Origin of the sequence: Nonomuraea sp. GTA35, from assembly GCF_041950525.1 — a bacterium.
GTDB lineage: Bacteria > Actinomycetota > Actinomycetes > Streptosporangiales > Streptosporangiaceae > Nonomuraea.
The window spans coordinates 225,540-241,657 of record NZ_JBGNUV010000002.1; the positions used below are offsets into that span (position 1 = coordinate 225,540).

The window sequence follows — 16,118 nt, forward strand, 5'->3', positions numbered from 1 at the left end:
GGCTGATCGGCGCGCGGCCCAGGCGAATCGGACTATAGGCACCCCTGATCCTCAAGCAGGACAAGCGGCAACGTAGCATCGGATACCTCCCCACCGTGACGATGTGGGGAGGCCGCCTTGCCGTTGCTCGCACTGCTCCTGCTGCTGCTCGTGGCGGCCGCCGGCTGCGCGGCCGAGCCGTCGGCGCCGCCCCCGGCCCCGCCCAGGACCGTGCCACCGCCCAAGCCGATCGCCCCCGTCCCCGCCCCCGTCCCCGCCCCCGTCCCCGCTCCCGTCCCCGCTCCCGTCCCCGCTCCCGAGAAGGTGCGGGTCCCGCACTCGGCCTCCGGCCGCTACGCGGTCGTCCGGGGCGGCGCGCCCGCCAGGCGGGGCCGCGGACGGGTGGTGCGGTACCTCGTCGAGGTGGAGCGCGGCCTGCCGTTCGACCCGGCGCGGTTCGCCGCCGAGGTGCACCGCACGCTCAACGACGTGCGCGGCTGGGGCCGCTTCCAGCGGGTGGACCGCGGCCCGGTGCGGCTGCGGGTCGCGCTGTCCAGCCCCCGCCTGACCATCCGCCAGTGCCTGCCGCTGCGCACGGGAGGCGAGCTGTCCTGCTGGAACGGCCGCCGCTCGGTCATCAACGCCCTGCGCTGGGCCGAGGGCGTCCCGCAGTACGGCGGCGACCTGGCCGCCTACCGCCGCTACCTGATCAGCCACGAGGTCGGCCACGGCCTGGGCCACCACCACCGGCGTTGCCCCGGCCCGGGACGGCCGGCCCCGGTCATGGTGCAGCAGTCGAAGTCGCTGGGCCGCTGCCGGCCCAACCCGTGGCCCTTCCCCCACCGCGGCTCCGACGAGCGCTAGCAGGCGGCCACCGGCCCTCAGGCGAGGCCCTGCCCCGTGCCGACCCCGCGCAGCAGCGTGTCGATCAGGCGTGCCGCCAGGGCGTCGGGCTCGCCGTCGCGGGTCTGCGCCGCCTCGTGGCACAGCGCGTAGTAGACCCGCCTGGCCCACAGCGGGTCCACGTCGGCACGCAGCACGCCCGCCTCCCGCGCCCTGCGGAACAGCCGCTCGCAGCGGGCGTCGACCTCGGCGTGCACCCTGGCCACCTCCGGGTCGTCCGACAACATGCGGCTCATCGCGAAGCCCCAGTCGATCTTCACCCGCAGCACGTTGACGGTGGCCTGGTAGAGCGCGACGAGCGGCGGGGCGGTCTCGGGGTGGGCTGCGTCGATGGCCTCGGCGAAGCGCTGGTTGGCCCACGCCGCCATCGCGTCCACCAGCGCCTCGCGCGAGGCGAAGCGCCGGTGCACGGTGGTCCGCGCCACCCCGGCCGCCTCGGCGATCTGCTCCATGCTGGCCGCCGGGTTCTTGCTGAGCACGCGCTCGGCGGCCTCCAGGATCGTGCGCACCGTGCGCTCGGCGTCGGACCGCAGGGCTCGCGTCGTCTCACTCACACCGGACAGGGTACGGCATCGTCACCGTTCACCCAGAACTTGCATCATCGGTGTTGCAAGTTTTAGATTGAGCGCGTCAGAACTGATGCGATTTCTGGGGAGTATTCGATCATGGACATGCGACTGACCGGCAGGACCGCCGTGGTGACCGGCGCGAGCAGGGGCATCGGCCTCGCCATCGTGCGGGCGCTGACCGCCGAGGGCGTGCGGGTCGCGGCCGCCGCGCGGACCGCTTCTCCCGAACTGAAGGAGACCGGCGCCGTCATCCTGACGGCCGACCTGTCCACCCCCGAGGGGCCCGCCGGGATGATCGACCGGGCCACGGCCGAGCTGGGCGAGATCGATCTGCTGGTCAACAACGTGGGCGGCGGCGACTCTGACGTGGCCGTGGCCGGCGGGTTCCTGACCGTGAGCGACGAGGTGTGGCACCAGGTCCACGAGCTGAACCTGCTCAGCGCCGTGCGCGCCACCCGCGCCGCCCTGCCGAGCCTCCTGCGCCGCCGCGGCACAGTCATCAACATCTCCTCCAACAGCGCCCGGCTGCCGAGCGCGGGGCCGATCGCGTACACGACGGCCAAGGCCGCGCTGACCGCCTTCGGCAAGGCCCTGGCGGAGGAGTTCGGCCCGCAGGGCGTGCGGGTCAACACGGTCTCCCCCGGCGCCGTGCTCACCTCGATGTGGCAGGCCCCCGACGGGTACGGCGCCGCGCTGGCGCAGGCGCACGGCGTGGACCAGGAACAGTTCCTGGCGGGGCTGCCGTCGAACGCCGGGATGACGACCGGTAGGTTCGTCGAACCGGACGAGGTCGCCGCTCTGGTGACATGGCTGGCATCGCCGCACGCCGGAAGCGTCAGCGGCGCCGACTACGTCATCGACGGGGGGACGATCAAGACCGTCTGACCTATCGCGATATATCGTTGATGTAGGGAACACCGGGGAGTCCCGCCCGGCCGGAGCGGGACGGACGAAGATCCAGGGGAGAGTGGGCGATGGCAGGGATGCGGACGGCACGGCGGATCCTGGTGGGCGGCGCGGCCCTGGCCGCGGCCGGGTGGGCACTGCGCGAGGTGCCCGCCGAGCTGGGCGTGCGGCCGCTGACGTCGGGGCCGGACCGGGCGGCGCGGATACGGCGCTCGCCGCAGTTCAGGGACGGCTCGTTCGTGAACACGATGCCCGAGCAGACCACCCTCGTGACCGCGCCGCCGGTCGGGCTGCTCGGCGAGCTGGCCAGGGACAGGGAGCAGCGCCACCCCGCCGGCCTGGTCCCGCTGCGCGTCCCGCCCGCCGACCCGCCGCCCGCCGACGGGGTGCGTGCCATCTGGTACGGCCACGCCTCCACGCTCGTGGAGATCGAGGGCAAGCGGGTGCTGTTCGACCCGGTGTGGAGCAGGCGCCCCTCCCCCTCGCGGTTCGTCGGCCCCAAGCGGCACCACCCCGTGCCCGTGGAGCTGGGCGAGCTGCCCCAGGTGGACGCGATCGCGATCTCGCACGACCACTACGACCACCTCGACATGGCCACGGTGCGCTCGCTGACCCGCACGCAGAGGGCGCCGTTCCTGGTGCCGCTGGGCATCGGGGCGCACCTGGAGCGGTGGGGCGTGCCCGCGTACCGGATCATCGAGCTGGACTGGGACGAGGAGGCCCAGGTCGCCGGCCTGCGCTTCGTGGCGACCGCCGCCCGCCACTTCTCCGGCCGGTCCCTGACCCGCAACGACACGCTGTGGGGCTCCTGGGTCGTCGCCGGGCAGGCCAGGCGGGTCTTCTACGCGGGCGACTCCGGCTACTTCGAGGGATACCGCGGCATCGGGTCGGCCCACGGGCCCTTCGACCTGACGCTGATGCCGATCGGCGCCTACAGCCCGGCCTGGCCGGACATCCACATGAACCCGGAAGAGGCCGTCAACGCCCACCTCGACCTGGGCGGGAAGCTGCTGCTGCCGGTGCACTGGGCCACGTTCACCCTCGCGCTGCACCCGTGGGCCGAGCCGGTGGAGCGGCTGTGGCGGGAGGCCAAGGCCCGCGACGTGAAGATCGCCGTGCCGCGGCCCGGCGAGGCCGTGGACGCCTCGGCCGCTCCGGCCGTGGAGGGCTGGTGGGAGATGCTGCACTGACCGTCCCGGGACGTACAGTTCTGCCGTGAGCAACCTGGAGATTGACCCGCGGGAGATCCGCTGCGGCGCCGACGAGGGCGCCGGCCGCGAAGTGCTGGAGGGGCGCGAGGTGCCGCTGGGCGGGCCGCGCGCGATGGCCGTGAGCAGGACGCTGCCGGGCGTGCACCGGCGCATGATCGGCGCCTGGTGCTTCGTGGACGCCTACGGGCCGCAGCGGGCCACCATGCGGGTGCCGCCGCATCCGCACACCGGGCTGCAGACGGTGAGCTGGCTGGTCGCGGGCGAGGTGCTGCACCGCGACAGCCTGGGCACGCTGCAGGAGATCCGCCCCGGCCAGCTCAACCTGATGACCGCCGGGCGGGGCATCTCCCACTCGGAGGAGTCGCCCGAGACGGTGCTGCACGGGGTGCAGCTCTGGGTGGCGCTGCCGGGCGCGGCGCGGCACGTGGAGCCGGGCTTCGAGCACCACCCAGAGCTGCCGGTGCTGTCCGGGCCCGGCTACGCGGCGACCGTCGTCATGGGGACGCTCGGCGGGGTGACCTCGCCCGCCACCGCCTACACCCCGCTGGTGGGGGCCGAGGTCGCGGTGGACGGGGACTGCGAGGTGCCGGTGGACCCGGCGTTCGAGCACGGGCTGCTGCTGCTCGACGGCGAGGTCGCGGAGGTCGGGCGGGGGCCGCTGGTGTACCTGCCGCCGGGGCGGTCCGCGGTGCGGCTGTCGGGGCGCGGGCGGGTGCTGCTGATCGGCGGGGAGCCGTTCGGCGAGGAGATCGTCATGTGGTGGAACTTCGTCGGGCGCTCCCACGACGAGATCGCCGCCTTTCGCAAGGAGTGGATGGAGGGCGAGGGGTTCGGCGCCGTCGAGGGGTTCGACGGCGCGCCGCTCCCCGCGCCCGTCCTGCCCGGCACCCGCCTCAAGCCGCGGGGCCGGGTCCGCTGATCCGGCTCTCCCGCGCCCGCCATGGTGCGGTGGGAGCGGGCGGGCGCGGGTCACGTGAGCCGCTGGGCCTTGCTCAGCAGCCGCTGCGCCACCACCACGAGCGCCAGGAACGCCCCGCTGACCACCTGCTGGAACGCCGAGGTGAGGCTGCCCACCTGGTTGATCAGGCTCTGGATGACGCCGAGCAGCAGCACCCCGGCCACCGATCCGGTGATGCCGCCGGCCCCGCCGGTCAGCAGGGTGCCGCCGATCACGACGGCGGCGATGGCGTCGAGCTCCAGCCCGATGCCGAGGATGGTCACGCCGGAGGAGAGCCGGGCGGCGTTGAGCGCGCCCGCCAGGCCCGCCAGCAGGCCCGACATGACGTACACGAGCACCTTGGTGCGCGCGACGGGCACGCCCATCAGGGCCGCGGCCTGCTCGTTGCCGCCGATGGCGTAGACGTGCTGGCCGAAGCCGGTGCGCTGCAGGAGGACCATCGCGACCAGGGCCAGGGCGATCGTGACGTACACGGGGTAGGACAGGCCGAGGAGTTCGCCCTGGCCAAGAGCGGCGAATGCCTGGTCTTTCACGAGATAGGTGGTGGCGCCTTCGTCCGAGATGGCGAGCATCAGGCCCCGGACGCCCAGGAGCCCGGCCAGGGTGACGATGAACGGCGCCATGCCCGTCCGCGCGATCACCAGGCCCTGGAGCAGGCCGACGACACCGCAGGCCGCCAGGGGCAGTAGCAGCGCCATCAGCATGCCGTACCGGGAGCCGTAGGCCGCCAGCACCCCGCCGAGCACGAACAGCGACCCCACGGACAGGTCGATGCCGCCGCTGATGATCACGAACGTCATCCCGATCGCGATGATCGCCAGGAACGACGAGGACACGACCACGCTGGCCGCGTTCGCCGGGGTGGCGAAGGAGTCGAAGGCCAGGCTGCCCACGATCACCAGCAGCCCCAGCACCATGACGGCGCCGTGCTGCTGGAGCAGCCGGCTGGTCTGCTCCCGGTTCATCGGGTTCCCCGCTTCCTGGTGGCGTAGACGGCGGCCAGGATGATGACCGCCTGGACCATCTGGGTCCACGACTGCGGGAGGTTGTGCTTGATCAGCGTGGCCGCGAGGAGCTGCATGAGCAGCGCGCCCATGACCGTGCTGAGCACCCTGATCCGGCCGCCCGTCAGCGGGGTGCCGCCGACCACCACGGCGGTGATCGCCGACAGCTCGATGAACAGGCCGAGCGAGGTCGGGTCACTGGCCTGCAGGCGGGCCGTGGCGAGCACTCCGGCCAGGGCCGCGAGCAGGCCGGAGATCACGTACACGGTGAGCAGCACCCGCTTGACCGGCAGGCCGGACAGCTCGCTGGCCGGCCGGTTGCCGCCGATGGCGACGACCTGCCGCCCGAACGTGGTGCGGCGCACCACGAACAGCACGATCACGGTCAGCGCCGCCGCGATGAGCACGATGACCGGGACGCCGGCGACCGAGCTGCTGCCCAGCGCGATCAGGCCGGGGTTGCGGAACTCGACGAGCTGCGGCACCAGCACGTTCGCCAGGCCGCGCACGCCGACCAGCAGCGCGAGTGTCGCCACGATGGGCTGCACCCCGACGTACGCCACCAGCGCCCCGCCCGCGGCCCCCACGACCGCGCCGCCGATCACGGCCACGACGAGCGCGGGCAGCCAGCCGTAGCCGAGGTAGAGCACGGTCAGCGCGGCGGCCAGCGCCATCACCGAGCCGACCGACAGGTCGATGCCCTGGGTGCCGATCACCAGCGCCATGCCCAGCGAGACGATCACGATGGGGGTGACCTGGACGAGCTGGGTGCGGAAGTTGGCGGCGTCCAGGAAGTGCGGGGTGAACAGCACGTTGAACAGCAGCAGCGCCAGCACGGCCGCGTACACGCCGTAGTCCTGCACCCAGGCGTACACCTGCGGTCTGCGCACGGCGGCCGGGCCCGCCGGCCTGGATGTCAGCTCAGCCATCGGACTGCTCCGTGCCCGTCTGCTCGGCGATCGTGGCCATGATCCTCTCTTCGGTCACCTCGTCACCCGACAGCTCGCCCACGACCGCGCCCTCGCGCAGCACGAGGATCCTGTCGGCGCCCTCGACCAGCTCCTCCAGGTCGGAGGAGATCAGCAGCACGCCCAGGCCCTCCTCGGCCAGCTCGTCGATCAGCGCCTGCACCTCGGCCTTGGCGCCGACGTCGATGCCCCGGGTGGGCTCGTCCAGCAGCAGCACCTTGGGCCGCACGGCCAGCCAGCGGGCCAGCAGCACCTTCTGCTGGTTGCCGCCGGACAGCTCCGAGACGAGCTGGTGCGGCGAGGCGGCCTTGATCCTCAGCCTCCGCATGAAGATCTCGACCACCCGGTCGATCTTCGCCTCGGACACCACTCCGGCCCTGCCGAGGGCGGGCAGGGCGGCCAGGGCGATGTTCTCGCGGACGGACAGGGTGGGGATGATGCCCTCGGCCTTGCGGTCCTCGGGCAGCAGGCTGACGCCGGCCCTGATCGCCGCCGCGGTGGAGCCGCCGCGCAGGGGCGCGCCGGCCACGAGCACCTGGCCGCCGTCCAGCGGCAGCGCGCCGACGATGGCCTTGGCGGTCTCGGTACGCCCGGCGCCCAGCAGGCCGCCCAGCCCGACGACCTCGCCCGGCCTGACGCTCACGTCCACGCCGTCGAGCACGTGCCGCCGGGTCAGTCCGCGCGCCTCGACGACCGGGGCCTGCCCGTTCCGGTGCGGCTGCGCGGCCTGCTCGCGGGAGAAGCTGGTCAGTCCCTGGGAGCGGACCTCGTTCAGGTCGCGGCCGAGCATGAGCGAGATGAGCTCGATCCGCTCCAGCCCGGCCAGCGGCCCGGTGTGGGCCAGGCGGCCGTCCCGCAGCACCGTCACCTGGTCGCACACCTGGTAGAGCTCGTCGAGGCGGTGGCTGACGTACATGACGGCGATGCCGCTGTCGCGCAGCTTCCTGATCACCCCGAACAGCGTCTCGACCTCGCGCGGCTCCAGCGACGAGGTGGGCTCGTCCATGATGACCACCCGGGCGTCCACGGACACGGCGCGCGCCAGGGCGACCATCTGCTGCGCGCCGACGCCGAGCGTGCGCAGCGGGCGGCGGACGTCGGTCTCGACGCCGTAGCCGGACAGCACGCGCTCGGCCTCGCCGTACATGGCGGCGGCGTCGATCACCCCGAACCTGCCGCGCGGCTCGCGGCCGAGCAGCAGGTTACGGGCCACCGACATCATGGGGACGAGGTTGACCTCCTGGTAGATCGTCTGGATGCCGGCGCGCTGCGCCTCCATGGGGGTGGCGAAGGCGGCGGGGCCGCCGCGGTAGCGCAGCTCGCCGCCGTCCGGCTGGTGGACGCCGGTGAAGACCTTGATCAGGGTGGACTTGCCCGCGCCGTTCTCGCCGACCAGCGCGTGCGCCTCGCCCGGGCGCAGGGCGAGGGACACGCCGTCGAGGGCGAGCACGCCGGGGAAGCGCTTGCTGATCCCCTTGGCCTCGAGTACCGCTTCCAACTCAGTACGCCTCACCGAGGGAGTCCTTGGCGTTCTCCGTGGTGTAGTCCCGGTCGGAGATGATCACCTTGTCGGGGATGGCCTCGCCGTTCAGGAACTTCTGGGCGGTCTCGAACGCGAGCGGGCCGAAGCGCGGGTTCGACTCGATGACCGCGTACAGCCAGCCGTCGGCGATGCCCTGGACGGCGCTGCGGGTGCCGTCGACCGACACGATCTTGATGTCGCCCGGCTCCTTGCCGGCGCCCTTCAGCGCGGTGACCGCGCCCAGCGCCATCTCGTCGTTCTCGGCGTAGATGCCGTTGATGTCGGGGTTGGACTGGATGAGCTGCTCGGTGACCTGCTGGCCCTTCTCGCGGGCGAACTCGCCGGTCTGCTCGAAGGAGATCGTGATGCCGGGGGCCTTCTCCTTGACGCGGTCCTTGAAGCCGTTCGTGCGCTCGGTGGTGACGTTGTTGCCGGGCGCGCCGAGCAGGATGGCCACCTTGCCCTGGCCGTTCAGAGCCTCGATCATCCGGTCGGCGGCGCGCTTGCCCTGCTCGTAGAAGTCGGAGCCGATGAACGTCAGGTAGTCGCTGCACGCCTTGGCGTTGATCTTGCGGTCGACCGTGATGATGGGGATCTTCTTGGCGGCGGCCTGCTGGAGCACCGGCTCCCAGCCGTCGGAGTTGAGCGGCGCGATGACCAGGAGCTGCACGCCCTGGGCGATGAGCTGCTGCACGTCGGTGATCTGCTTGGAGAACTGCGACTGGGCGTTGGTGACCTTGAGGTTGGTGATGCCGAGCTTGGCGGCCTCGTCCTTGATCGACTTGGTCTCGGCGATCCGGAACGGGTTGGCCTCCTTCTCCGACTGCGAGAAGCCGACGGTGGCGGTCTTGAGGTCGAACTTCGTGCCGCCGAACTGCTGCAGCGTGCACGTCGGGCCGGCCGTGCCGGCCGGGCTCTGGACGACCTGCTGCCCGGCGGTGCTGCCGGCGGCGGGCGCGGCCTGCGGCTCCTCCGCCTTGGCACAGGCCGCCGCGGTGAGGAGGACGGCCAGCGCCAGGGCGGCCGTCCGGATGTGGGGGGTCATCGCGGTTCCTTTCCTATCAGGTGCCGCGCCCGGGGCACGAGGCCCCGGGCGCGGCGGTGGATCAGCTGCAGGTGGGGTTGATCGCGCCCGTCAGCGCCTTGTGGGCGTCGTGGACGCGCTTGACGTCCGGCTTGGTGATCGCCCGGTCGTACGTCATGAGGCCGTTGATCTCGGTCTCGACGTCGGTGGTCTGGGTGTAGATGGCGGCGCTGAGCTGCTCGCAGGCGTGCAGCTTCGCCAGTTCCCCGGCCATGCTCACGTAGCGGGTGGTGAGGGCCTCCGGGTCGGGCTCGACCGCGTAGCCCCAGCCGCCGCCGGACCAGGTGTGGCCGACGACGGGCAGGGCCAGGCCGCCGTACTCGCCGATCACGTTCGCCCTGCTGCCGGACGGCTTGCCGGGGTTGCCGGGGCCCGGGTAGATGTGGAAGTCCTTGACGTCGCCGTTGCCGCCGTCCACGGCGCCGCAGCAGTTGATCCCGCTCATGTTGTTGACCAGGCGCGAGGGGTCCCAGCTCTTGACCAGGTTGGCGACGCGCGCCTGGTCGTACTGGCCCCAGCCCTCGTTGAAGGGCACCCACATGATGATCGACGGGCTGCTGCGGTGCTGGTCGACCAGCTCCTTCAGCTCGGCCTCGAACTGCGGCCTGTCGGTGGTGCGGAAGGCCGACGGCATGTCCTGCCAGACCAGCAGGCCGAGCTTGTCGGCGTGGTGGTACCAGCGGTCGGACTCGACCTTGACGTGCTTGCGCACCGCGTTGAAGCCGAGGGCCTTGGTCTGCTCCAGGTCGTAGCGCAGCGCCTCGTCGGTGGGCGGGGTGTAGATGCCGTCGGGCCAGAAGCCCTGGTCGAGCGGGCCTATCTGGAAGACCGGCTGCCCGTTGAGCATCATGCGCCAGCCGGCGACGGAGATGGAGCGCATCCCGAAGTACGACTCCACCTTGTCGTTGTTGAGCCTGACCTCCAGGTCGTACAGGTGGGGGTCGTCGGGCGACCAGAGCTTGGGGTTCGGCACGGGCAGGCGCAGCTCCCTGCCGGTCTCGCCGCGGACGGTGCCGACGACCTTGCGGCCGTCCCTGGCGATCACGGTGGCGGTGCCGGGCGCGCCGTGGACGGTCACGTACAGGGCCTGGCCGCGCAGGTCGGGCTCGGTGTCCACGCGCTCGATGTGGTCCCTGGCGACCGGCTCGATCCAGACGGTCTGCCAGATGCCGGACACGGAGGTGTACCAGATGCCGCCCGGGTTGAGGCGCTGCTTGCCGATGGCCTGGGCGCCGTTGTCGGTCGGGTCGGTGACGCCGACCACCAGCTCCTGCTCGCCGGAGCCCTTGAGCGCGCCGGTGACGTCCACGCTGATCCGGTCGTAGCCGCCCTTGTGGGTGGCGACCCGCCTGCCGTTGACGTAGATCGTGGCGTCCCAGTCCACGGCGTCGAGGTGCAGCATCAGCCGCTCGCCGCGCCAGCCGCGCGGCACCTCGAACGTCCTGCGGTACCACATGCGCTCCTCGTGCCGGCCGATGCCGGAAAGCTGCGACTCCACCGGGTACGGCACGACGATCTTCTCGGCCAGGTCCTTGCCGATGGGCGCGGCCTCGCCCTCCTTGGCCGGCGCGAACTGCCAGATGCCGTTGAGGCTGCGCCAGCGCTCGCGGGCGAGCTGCGGCCTGGGGTACTCGGGCAGCGGGTTGTCCTTGTCCACCTGGTCGGCCCACTTGGTCCTGAGGACGTAGGTGGAGGCGTTGACCACGTGCGCGAACGGGTAGGCGGCCAGCGGGGTGCCGTCGGCGTGGGCGATGCCGCCGCTGCCGTCGTAGGAGGTGCGCACGGTGCTGCCGGCCTTGGAGGGGACCTGGGCGCCCAGCTTGAGCTCCACGGTCTCCGGGCTCTTCAGCGTCGCCGAGGTGACGGGCCAGGCGGCGGCGCCGACCGTGACGGCCAGCTTCTGCGCCGCGTTCGCGGGCAGCGCGGCGAGCGGCTTGGCGAAGGTCAGCGTGGCGACGTCGCCGGCGGCGTTCAGCCTGGCGTCGTACGGCCCGTCGGGCTGGAAGCCGGCCGGCACCGTGAGCGCGTCCATGGGCACGACGGCCTTCGGCTGGCTGGGGCTCTGCCAGCGCAGGCGCAGGTGGGCTCCGCCGAAGTGCTCGAAGTACTCGACCTTGATGTCGTACTTCTTGTTCGCCTCAAGGGCGATCGGGGTGCCGGCCTGCTCCTTGTCCCAGTCGTCCACCCAGTGGTCGATGATCGGCTGCCCGTTGACCCACAGGCGGAAGCCGTTGTCGCCGATCATCGAGAAGGTGTAGGTCTCGGAGTACTTGGGGGTGATCTGTCCCGTCCACCGGACGGTGACGTCGTCCTCCCTGCCGGTCAGCAACTTGAACGTGGGGTTCAGGTCGGCCAGCTCCAGGTTGGGATCGATGATGCTCGCCTTGAGCTCGGCGAAGTCGAACGTGCCCGCCGCCGAGGCGAGGTAGTAGTCGCCGCGCAGCCCGTTCCGCTCGGGAAGGGCCGCCGAGGCGGGTGCCGGCACCTGCCATAACACGGACATCAGTACGGCCAGCAGCAACGCGAGGCGCTTAAGCACGGGGGGTCCTTTCGCAACGCAGCCGATCAGGTTCGGACAGCTTTTGACCCTGACAGGCTCCAAAGTAAGCACCGGCGGCCCGAGATGGTCAAGATTTTCGATCAGATTCGCTCTTATTCGGTCAGAGCCGAACCGGCCGGGGCTCACGTGAGGCGCCGCCATCGCTTCGCGCGTCCGTTGCGGGCGCGAACCCGCCATGGACGGCCATCGCGGCATTAGTTCCATTGCCGTAATCGTCTATTGCCAGGACCGCTCGCACTTCCTTAGGTTTCGGTCATGACCCTAATCAAACGCTTAGCGGCGTGCGGCATGGCCGCCGCCCTCGCCGTGCTCGGCGGCGGCGCCACTCCGGCGGTCGCGGGAGCACCGCACGTGGTGGATCTCGGCGTCCCCCTGCAGGACGTCCTGCTGGTCGGCGGCGTGGTGGCCCCCGGACCCGGCGGCCGGACGGTGCTGTGGGGCGCGTCCTCGGGCGCCCCCGCCCACCTCAACGCCCTCGATCCCGTGACCGGAGCCGAGGTCGCCAGGTACGACCTGCCGGGCGCCGGCGGCTCCTGGGCCGTGGACGCCGCTCCGGACGGCAGCGTCTACGTCGGCACGTACGGCGACACCACCCCCGGCGGCCGCCTCTACCGCTGGACCGATCAGGGCGGCGTCCAGGACCTCGGCAAGCCCGTGGCCTCGGAGACCTTCGTCTGGTCCGTGGCCGCCGGCGAGGGCGCCACGGTGTACGGCGGCACGTCACCTGGCGGCCGGCTGTTCTCCTACGATCCCGCGACAGGCGTGCGCGACTACGGCAGGCTCTCGCCCGCCCACTCCTACGTCCGCAGCGTCTCCTACGCCGGCGGCAAGATCTACGCCGGCACCGAGGCCCCCGCCGCCGTCTTCGAGATCGACGCGGCCACCGGCGCGACCAGGCAGCTCCCCGTACCCGAGGGCCTGGACCCTGCCGACAAGTGGGCCTACGACGTGAACGCCGCGGGCGGCTACCTCTACGTCCGCTACGGCGGCGCGAGCCCCGGCCCGCTGCGCGTCTGGGACATCGCCGCCGGCCGGTGGACCGGCGCGCTGGAGTCCGTCCACGGCCTGGACGTCTCGCCCCCGGACGCCGACGGCGCCGTCTACCTGGTCAGGAGCGGCGAGCTGGTCCGCTACGACCCCCGGACCGGGGCCGTCACGGGCACCGGCATGCCGTTCACGGGCCGGGTGGCCAACACGCGCGGCATCGGCTGGGCCGAGCTGGGCCTGCCCGACTACCCGGGCAGGAGCGTCGTCGGCCTGCTCTGGCGCGGCCTGATGTTCCGCTACAACCCGCAGACCGGCGCGAAGTCGTTCGTGCAGACGGCGGTCAAGGGCGAGCCCATCGACGTGACGGCGCTCGCGCAGGGCCCCGACGGCCGCATGTACGCCGGCGGCTTCCTCAACGGCGGCTTCGCCGCCCTGGACCCGCGGACGGGGCAGCGGGAGGAGTTCCACACCTTCTCCCAGAGCGAGGACATGGTCGCCCACGACGGCAGGCTCTACGTCGGCGCCTACCCGGATGCCAGGGTCTACGCCTACGACCCCGCGCTGCCGTGGAACAGCACCGAGTACTCGCCCAGCCCCGAGCCGGGCCAGGCGCCGAACCCGGCCCGGCTGTTCGACCTCGCCGCCGACAAGCAGATCAGGCCGCGGGCGCTGGTCTCGGCGGGCCGCTACCTGGCCGCGGGCACCATGCCTGACCTCGGCCATCTCGGCGGCGTCCTGGCTGTCTGGGACCCGCGTACGGGAACGCTCAAGCACGCGGAGCGCAACGTCGTCCAGGACCAGAGCATCGTCTCCCTCGCCTACCGCGACGGCGTGCTGTACGGCGGCACGTCCATCTACAGCGGCCAGTCGGCCACGCCGCCGACGCAGCCGGAGGCCAAGCTGTTCGCGTGGTCGGTGAAGGAGGACCGGCTGCTGTGGGAGATCGTCCCCGCTCCGGGCAAGCCCGCCGTCCCGGCGCTGGCGTTCGACGGCCGGGGGCGGCTGTGGGGGATCGCCGGCGGCGAGGTCTTCGCGGTGAGCACGGCCGCCCGCAAGGTCGTCGAGCGCGTCACGCTGTCGGGCAGCAAGAGCGCCGGCGGGCAGCTCGCCTACAACGAGCGCGACCGCAAGCTGTACGGCGCGCACGCCGGCCAGGACCTCTTCTCCCTCGACCCGCGGACCGGGCGGCACACCGTGCTGCGGCAAGGGCCCGTGCAGCACCTCGCGGTGCACGGGTCCGGTGACGTCTACTTCGCCGAGGGGCCCCGGCTGTTCCGCCTGACCCGCTAGCCCCGCGGACGGCGGCGCCCCCTCCCCTCGCTGGAGGAGGGGGCGCCCCGGTCACGCGCAGATCCGGTAGGTGAAGAAGTTCTCGTAGCGCGACAGGTAGAGGTGCCCGTCGGGGCCGAGCGCCATCGTCGAGACCGGGCGGACGATGCGCGCGAACGCCATCGTCGCCGGATCGATCCGGTACGCCTTGCCCTGCACCTTGCCCCACAGGGAGCCCTGGTGGAAGACGAGGTGCGTGTCCAGCCAGACCTGGGTGGCGCCGGCCCAGGGATAGGACTCGTGCCGGACGGACCTGACGGTCCGCCCGGTGGCCGGGTCCAGCTCGAACAGCGTGTCCGGGCTCAGCCCCCACAGCCGCCCGGCACCGTCGAAGGTGATCGAGCCGAGCGCCAGGTCGCCGGCGACGGGGGTGGTCCGCCACAGCACCGAGTCCGTGGCGATGTCGTACGCGAACGCCGCGGCCTCGCCCGCCGGCGTGCTGGTGCCGCCGAAGGCCGAGGTGGCCCCGTAGACGATCCCGTCGCGGTAGGCCAGCCCGATGACGCTGTGGCCGGGCACGATGTCCCGCTTGATCACGCTGCGCCCGGTGGCGGGGTCGAGCAGCCCGAGCGCGCCGCCGTGGGTGCCTGCCCTGGGCACGGTGCCGACCGCCAGCCAGTCGCCCGCGGAGATCATCGCGAACGGGCGGTCCTGCTCCTGGGCGCCGAGGTCGAGCAGGAGCTCGGGCGCGGAGCCGGTCCACTCGTAGATGCGGGCCCCGGGGTAGACGCCGAGGTAGAGCCTGCCCTTGTGGGTGACCATGCCCTCGCTCTGGCCGACCTCCGGCCAGAACTCCGCCTCGCCGGTGGCCGGGTCGTAGGCGGCCAGGCCACCGGTGAAGAAGCCGCCCGCGTACAGGCGGCCGTCGGGGCCCGCGCCCATGGAACGGATGGTGACGTGCAGGGGGGTCAGCGTGCTCTCGATCAGCCGGCCCTGCCCGGTCCTGCGGTCGAAGTGCCAGATGTGGCCGGTGGAGCTGGTGCCGACGAGCACGGGCCCGAGCCAGCCGAGCGGGCGGGCGGCTCCCTTGCCGTAGCCGGTGAAGCCCAGCCGGGTGACCTTTCCGGAGCGCAGGTCGTACCTGACGAGCTCGTCGTCCTGGAACAGGTGGAGGTCGTGGCCGTGCCGGCCGCCGCCCACGGTGAGGTTGTCCACGTCGGGCACGACGTCCTTCCACCTGCGTGTGCGCAGGTCGTACACGCCCATGGGGTTGGTGCCCGTGGAGGTGGCGTAGCGGACCAGGAGGTAGCGGCCGGAGACGTGCACGTCGTAGGCGTAGCCGGTGCCCTCGATGGGCGGGTCGATCACCTGCCGCACCGTGCCGCCGCCGGGGGCGAGCACGGCGACCTTCATGCTGCGGGCGCCGACGCCGGCGTACACGGTGCCGTCCCCGCCCACGGCCAGGTCCCTGACGAGCTGGTCGCCCGGCACCGGGGTGCCCAGGTCGGCGTACGTCCCGGTGGCGGTGTCGTAGCGGAAGAGCTTGCCCGTGGGCGAGGTGCCTCCGTACACGGCCGAGCCGTCGGGCGACGTGGCCACCGTCCAGACGAAGGACTCGCCGGGGATGGCGATGCCCAGCTCGCTCACCCGGTCGGTGAACGGGTCGTAGCGGAACAGGCGGCCCATCGCGCCGGCGGTGCCGTTGTAGCTGCCCACGTACACCGAGTGGTCCGGGGCGACGGTGACGGCCCAGGAGCCCAGCGCGAGCGGCAGCGGCCGCTCGCCGATCAGGCGGCCGTCCCGGGCGTCCCTGATCCCGAGCAGCGCCTCGCGGGAGGCGGCTGAGGTGACGGAGTAGATCCGCGGGCCCCGCGGGTGACCGGCGTCCAGTGCGGTGCCCGCCGTGGTGATGCCCTTCAGCGGGAGCGTGCCGAGATTGCCGAAGCCGCAGCCCGTGGGCGGGGCCGCCGCGGATTCGGCCTGGGCCGGTGCGGTGAGACATAAGGCGACGAGGAGTATTGCGGCGATGACGCGCATGCAGACCTCCAAGGGGGATATAACGGTCTTGACCGTAATTTGCCGAGCGCATCATGTCCAGAGACCGGCCGGCTGGGCCGTGGCCGGGCCGGGGTCGATCGGCTTCGTTCTCGATCGATCACACGTGAACCCCGCCGGTTGCCCGATCGACTATGATCGGG

General features: G+C 72.3%; 12 protein-coding genes. 5 read left to right on the forward strand and 7 right to left on the reverse strand.

The window, feature by feature from the left end; genetic code table 11:
• Window positions 1–117: 117 nt before the first annotated feature.
• Window positions 118–843: a DUF3152 domain-containing protein gene (locus tag ACBJ32_RS07835; protein ID WP_375126136.1), complete on the forward strand. Its 726-nt coding sequence runs from the start codon at window positions 118–120 to the stop codon at window positions 841–843.
• A 17-nt stretch (window positions 844–860) separates the two neighbouring features.
• On the opposite strand, the gene ACBJ32_RS07840 is transcribed toward ACBJ32_RS07835, so the two are convergent.
• Entirely contained in the window at window positions 861–1,436 is a 576-nt protein-coding gene (locus tag ACBJ32_RS07840; protein ID WP_375126137.1) for a TetR/AcrR family transcriptional regulator, read from the reverse strand.
• 111 nt (window positions 1,437–1,547) lie between these two features.
• Here ACBJ32_RS07840 and ACBJ32_RS07845 point away from each other — a divergent pair, with 111 nt between their 5' ends.
• From ACBJ32_RS07845 to ACBJ32_RS07855, 3 genes are all read left to right on the forward strand, one after another.
• Complete coding sequence (locus ACBJ32_RS07845) at window positions 1,548–2,336, forward strand: oxidoreductase (RefSeq protein WP_375126138.1); 789 nt, start codon at window positions 1,548–1,550, stop codon at window positions 2,334–2,336.
• An 89-nt stretch (window positions 2,337–2,425) separates the two neighbouring features.
• Window positions 2,426–3,547, forward strand: a complete 1,122-nt coding sequence (locus ACBJ32_RS07850; RefSeq protein ID WP_375126139.1) for an MBL fold metallo-hydrolase — start codon at window positions 2,426–2,428, stop codon at window positions 3,545–3,547.
• 25 nt (window positions 3,548–3,572) lie between these two features.
• Window positions 3,573–4,487 carry a pirin family protein gene (locus tag ACBJ32_RS07855; RefSeq protein ID WP_375126140.1) on the forward strand — a complete coding sequence of 305 codons (915 nt, stop codon included), beginning with the start codon at window positions 3,573–3,575 and terminating at the stop codon, window positions 4,485–4,487.
• A gap of 50 nt (window positions 4,488–4,537) precedes the next feature.
• Here ACBJ32_RS07855 and ACBJ32_RS07860 read toward each other — a convergent pair whose 3' ends face one another.
• The 5 genes from ACBJ32_RS07860 to ACBJ32_RS07880 form a co-directional block, all read right to left on the reverse strand.
• A complete protein-coding gene (locus ACBJ32_RS07860; protein ID WP_375126141.1) occupies window positions 4,538–5,491 on the reverse strand; it encodes an ABC transporter permease in 954 nt (317 codons plus the stop codon).
• A complete protein-coding gene (locus tag ACBJ32_RS07865) occupies window positions 5,488–6,459 on the reverse strand; it encodes an ABC transporter permease (protein WP_375126142.1) in 972 nt (323 codons plus the stop codon). Before ACBJ32_RS07865 ends, ACBJ32_RS07860 begins: the two co-directional genes overlap by 4 nt.
• Complete coding sequence (locus ACBJ32_RS07870) at window positions 6,452–7,996, reverse strand: sugar ABC transporter ATP-binding protein (protein WP_375126143.1); 1,545 nt, start codon at window positions 7,994–7,996, stop codon at window positions 6,452–6,454. The genes ACBJ32_RS07865 and ACBJ32_RS07870 overlap by 8 nt, the downstream gene beginning before the upstream one ends.
• A 1-nt stretch (window position 7,997) precedes the next feature.
• The gene (locus ACBJ32_RS07875) at window positions 7,998–9,065 is read right to left on the reverse strand and encodes an ABC transporter substrate-binding protein (protein WP_375126144.1); all 1,068 of its coding nucleotides are present in this window, start codon (window positions 9,063–9,065) and stop codon (window positions 7,998–8,000) included.
• A 61-nt stretch (window positions 9,066–9,126) separates the two neighbouring features.
• Window positions 9,127–11,643, reverse strand: coding sequence for a PA14 domain-containing protein (locus ACBJ32_RS07880; RefSeq protein WP_375126145.1), 2,517 nt, complete (start codon window positions 11,641–11,643; stop codon window positions 9,127–9,129).
• Between the two features lie 276 nt (window positions 11,644–11,919).
• Here ACBJ32_RS07880 and ACBJ32_RS07885 point away from each other — a divergent pair, with 276 nt between their 5' ends.
• Window positions 11,920–13,941 (forward strand): hypothetical protein, encoded by a 2,022-nt coding sequence (locus ACBJ32_RS07885; RefSeq protein ID WP_375126146.1) that lies wholly within the window; start codon window positions 11,920–11,922, stop codon window positions 13,939–13,941.
• Between the two features lie 51 nt (window positions 13,942–13,992).
• Here ACBJ32_RS07885 and ACBJ32_RS07890 read toward each other — a convergent pair whose 3' ends face one another.
• Window positions 13,993–15,957 carry a hypothetical protein gene (locus ACBJ32_RS07890; protein WP_375126147.1) on the reverse strand — a complete coding sequence of 655 codons (1,965 nt, stop codon included), beginning with the start codon at window positions 15,955–15,957 and terminating at the stop codon, window positions 13,993–13,995.
• Window positions 15,958–16,118 lie beyond the last annotated feature (161 nt).